The organism is Pseudorhodobacter sp. (genome assembly GCF_030452865.1).
Lineage (GTDB): Bacteria > Pseudomonadota > Alphaproteobacteria > Rhodobacterales > Rhodobacteraceae > Pseudorhodobacter.
Genome location: NZ_JAKDLJ010000332.1, coordinates 1 through 4,098, shown reverse-complemented (window position 1 = coordinate 4,098; position 4,098 = coordinate 1). Strand labels below are relative to the sequence as shown.

At 62.7% G+C, this 4,098-nt stretch carries 5 protein-coding genes; all 5 read left to right on the top strand.

Features of this window, described 5'->3' with window-relative positions:
• The first annotated feature begins 11 nt into the window (after positions 1-11).
• Positions 12-1,388: a DUF2927 domain-containing protein gene (locus L0H65_RS15685; RefSeq protein WP_301460013.1), complete on the top strand. Its 1,377-nt coding sequence runs from the start codon at positions 12-14 to the stop codon at positions 1,386-1,388.
• Positions 1,389-1,426: 38 nt separating this feature from the next.
• Positions 1,427-1,591 (top strand): hypothetical protein, encoded by a 165-nt coding sequence (locus L0H65_RS15680; RefSeq protein WP_301460012.1) that lies wholly within the window; start codon positions 1,427-1,429, stop codon positions 1,589-1,591.
• 4 nt (positions 1,592-1,595) lie between these two features.
• Entirely contained in the window at positions 1,596-2,780 is a 1,185-nt protein-coding gene (locus L0H65_RS15675; protein WP_301460011.1) for a VWA domain-containing protein, read from the top strand.
• A gap of 44 nt (positions 2,781-2,824) precedes the next feature.
• Entirely contained in the window at positions 2,825-3,508 is a 684-nt protein-coding gene (locus L0H65_RS15670) for a M48 family metallopeptidase (RefSeq protein ID WP_301460009.1), read from the top strand.
• Between the two features lie 94 nt (positions 3,509-3,602).
• On the top strand, positions 3,603-4,098 hold a 496-nt coding region (locus L0H65_RS15665), incomplete at its 3' end, for an FAD-dependent oxidoreductase (RefSeq protein ID WP_301460008.1).

Sequence of the window (4,098 nt, the reverse complement as noted above, 5' to 3'; positions counted from 1 at the left end):
GGCTGCCTGATATGCGCGTCGCTTCGCTTTTGGCGATTTTCCTGCTGTCGGCCTGCGTCCCCGCCCCGGATGCCGATGTGTCGATGAACCAGACCAAAGCCTCGATCACCGTGGGGGATCAGGCCAATTCACAGATGAACCGTTTCGGGTTGACTGCCGCGCCGCGTCCGACGCGCAGCAACGCCTCCATCGCGCGGGATTTTCTGGAACTGACCTTCAACATGGAAAGCGGGCGGCCCTTGCCGGTGCTGACCCGGTTTGAAGGACCGATCACTGTCAAGGTTGCCGGCCCGGTGCCGGGCAATGCCGCGACCGATCTTGCACGGGTGCTGGCGCGGTTCCGCAATGAAGCGGGGATTGATGTGCGGCAGGTGGCCAGTGGTCCCGCCTCGATCAATATCGAATTCGTGCCGCGCAACGTGATCCGCACCACCTATGCCAATGTTGCCTGTTTCGTGGTGCCGCGCGTCGCAAGCTGGGCGGAGTTTCAGGCCAGCCGCCGCACCGGCGCGCTGGATTGGGCAACGCTGGCATCGCGGGAGACCGCTTCGGTGTTCATCCCCGCCGATGCGGCGGCGCAAGAGGTGCGCGATTGTCTGAATGAAGAAACCGCGCAGGCGATGGGACCGTTGAACGACCTCTACCGGCTGACCGATTCCGTCTTCAACGATGACAATTTCAACTCGATCCTGACCGGGTTCGACATGACCGTGCTGCGGGCTTATTATGCGCCGGAACTGCGGTCCGGAATGACACAAGCTGAAGTTGCAGCCAAACTTCCTGCCGTGCTGGCGCGGGTCAATCCTGCGGGCGAACGTGCCGGATCGGGGGCACCGATGCCAACGCCGCGCATCTGGATCAACGCGGTGCTGACCGCCTTGGGTGGCAATGGCTCCGCAGGGCAGCGCGAATCCGCGGCACGTCAGGCGCTTGGGCTGGCACATTCGCAAGGCTGGACCGGCGCGCGGCTGGCATTCAGCCAATATGCGCTTGGTCGTCTGATCATGGCGCGTGACCCGAGTGCGGCCTTGGCCGCGTTCAACGACGCATCCCGCATCTATCGTGGTTTGCCGGGTGGTGCGATCTATTCCGCCCATGTCGATATGCAGCTTGCCGCCTACGCGCTGTCGCATGGCGACCCGGCGCAGGCGCTGCAAATCGCCGAACGCTCCATGCCGGTGATTGCGGCGGCGGAAAATGCCTCGCTGATGGCGACGATGATGCTGGTCAAGGCCGAAGCCCTTGCCGCACAGGGCCACAGCCGCGAGGCGGATGCGGTGCGCATGGACAGCCGTAGCTGGGCGCGCTATGGCTTCGGCTCGGATGCGCAGATCAACGCGCGCGCGGCTGAAATCTCGGCCCTCGCGCGGCGCGGCAACAAAAGCTGACGGTTGGGCCACTGCCTTTCCGTTGGGGAGGCTGGACCATGATTGTGATTGCGGGATTTCTGCTGGGGGCGGTGACCGGCGCTGCGATTGCGCGCAAGCGGGGCGGCAAGCCCGCCGATCTGGCGCAATATGGCGCGGTATATGGCATTGTCTTCGCCTTGATCGCGCTTGTCCTGACGATCATCATTGGGCGTCTGGTCTGACCTGATGTTCCTGCCGTTTTTCGACAATCTCCGGCGGCATGGGGTTCCCGTCAGTTTGCGGGAATTCCTGTCGTTTCTCGAAGGCGTTGCGGCGGGGTTGACCACTTATGACGTGGACGGGTTCTATTACCTCGCCCGCACGGCGATGGTGAAGGATGAACGCCACCTTGACCGGTTTGACCAAGCCTTCGCCGCCAGTTTCAAAGGATTGGAGACGGTCACGCCCGATGCGGTGATCGACGCGCTGGATCTGCCGGAGGAATGGCTGCGCAAGCTGGCGGAAAAGCATCTGAGTGAGGAAGAACGCGCGGCGGTGGAGGCGTTGGGCGGCTTCGACAAGTTGATGGAGACGCTGAAACAACGGCTGGAGGAACAAAAAGCCCGGCATCAGGGCGGCAGTAAATGGGTCGGCACCGCAGGCACTTCACCCTTTGGCGCTTATGGCTATAACCCCGAAGGCGTGCGCATTGGCCAAAAAGAAGGCCGCCATGGCCGCGCGGTCAAGGTTTGGGACAAGCGCGAATTCCGCAACCTTGACGACACGGTGGAACTGGGCACCCGCAACATCAAACTCGCGCTGAAACGCCTGCGCAAATGGGCGCGCGACGGTGCGGCGGAGGAGTTGGACCTTGACGGCACCATCCGCGCCACCGCCGAACACGGCTATCTGGATGTGCAAACAAGGCCCGAGCGGCGCAACGCGGTGAAGGTGCTGCTATTCCTCGATGTCGGCGGCTCCATGGACCCGCATGTCAAGGTGGTCGAGGAGTTGTTCAGCGCCGCGCGATCCGAATTCCGCCATCTGGAGCATTTCTATTTCCACAACTGCGTTTACGAAGGTGTGTGGCGCGACAACCGCCGCCGCTGGGATGCGCAGACCCCGACCTGGGAGGTGTTGCGCACCTATGGCCCGGACTGGAAATGTATCTTTGTCGGCGATGCGAGCATGAGCCCCTATGAAATCCTGCACCCCGGCGGCGCGAATGAGCATTGGAACCCGGAATCGGGGCAGGTCTGGCTGCAACGTCTGTGCCAGCAATGGCCATCCCATCTGTGGATCAACCCGACACCCGAACGCTTCTGGCCGCACGGCCATTCTATCCGGATGATCCGCGATATCGTGGGCGAGCGCATGGTGCCGATGACGCTGGAAGGCCTGACGCGCGGCACGCGGGAATTGAGCCGTTAAACCCTGCCCTTCCCGTTCGACGCGTGCGCGCCTATATTGGCACCATGACCAGACTGATTTTCCTTATCCTGCCGATCCTTGGCGCGTATATCATGTACCGGCTGTCCGCGTGGCAGACGGCGACGCACTTGACCGCGAATTCCACCCCGTTGCGTGATCCAGTGCTGGAGCGGTTGATGGTGCGGATGGCAACGGCGCTGGATGTGCCCAAGATCACCGTCAACGTCTACGACGCGGCCCCGGTGAACGGGTTGGCGGCCCCGGACGGGCGGATTTACCTGACGCGCGGCTTTATCGACCGCTACCGCCAAGGCATTGTCAGCGCCGAGGAAATCGCGTCAGTCGTGGCGCATGAGTTGGGGCATGTGGCGCTTGGCCATACCAAGCGGCGGATGATTGATGTGACCGGGCAGAACGCGGCGTTTCTGCTGATCGCCTCGCTTTTGGGTCGGATGATCCCTTTTGTCGGTGTGCTGATCGCCTCGCATGTGACGCGGGCGCTTGGCGCGGGCCTGTCGCGCAAGGATGAGAATGAGGCCGACGCCTATGCCAGCGCGCTGCTCGTCAAGGCCGGCATCGGCACCGGGCCGCAGAAAAGCCTGTTTCACAAGCTGGACCGGCTGACCGGGGCCAAGGGAAATGAGGTGCCGCAATGGCTGCGCAGCCACCCGAAAACCGACCAGCGCATTGCGGCGATCGAGGCGCGGGAGCAGCGGTGGCAGGCGTGAGCGGGCTAAGTTTCGCCGCAAAATTGTAGGTTGCCCTTTGCCGTGCGGAATGGTTCTTTTCAAGCTGGCGGCAAGCTGACCAAACGGGGCGTGAATGGCATTGGATGACGACAAGGTAACGGATCTGTTCATCATCGGCGGCGGCGTCAATGGCTGTGCGATTGCGCGCGATGCGGCGGGGCGCGGCCTGTCGGTGCGCTTGGCGGAAATGGGCGATCTGGCCTCGGCAACCTCCTCCGCCTCCACCAAACTCTTTCACGGCGGTTTGCGCTATCTGGAGTATTTCGAAATCCGGCTGGTGCGGGAGTCGCTGATTGAGCGGGAAACCCTGCTGCGCGCGATGCCGCATATTTCCTGGCCGATGCGGTTTGTGCTGCCCTATCATAAGGATATGCGGTTTGACAGTGACACACCGACCGCGAAACTGTTGGGCGTTTTCATGCCGTGGCTGCGCGGGCGTCGCCCGGCCTGGCTGATCCGGCTGGGCCTGTTCCTTTACGACAATCTGGGCGGGCGCAAGATTTTGCCGGGCACGTCAACCCTGTCACTGCCGGGAACACCCGAAGGTGCGGTGCTGGAAGACAGGTTTC

Bases quoted from the DNA above. Each gene is read 5' to 3' on its own strand.
- L0H65_RS15675 (WP_301460011.1), top strand. From the start codon at position 1,596: ATGTTCCTGCCGTTTTTCGACAATCTCCGGCGGCATGGGGTTCCCGTC.
- L0H65_RS15680 (WP_301460012.1), top strand. From the start codon at position 1,427: ATGATTGTGATTGCGGGATTTCTGCTGGGGGCGGTGACCGGCGCTGCG.
- L0H65_RS15670 (WP_301460009.1), top strand. From the start codon at position 2,825: ATGACCAGACTGATTTTCCTTATCCTGCCGATCCTTGGCGCGTATATC.
- L0H65_RS15685 (WP_301460013.1), top strand. From the start codon at position 12: ATGCGCGTCGCTTCGCTTTTGGCGATTTTCCTGCTGTCGGCCTGCGTC.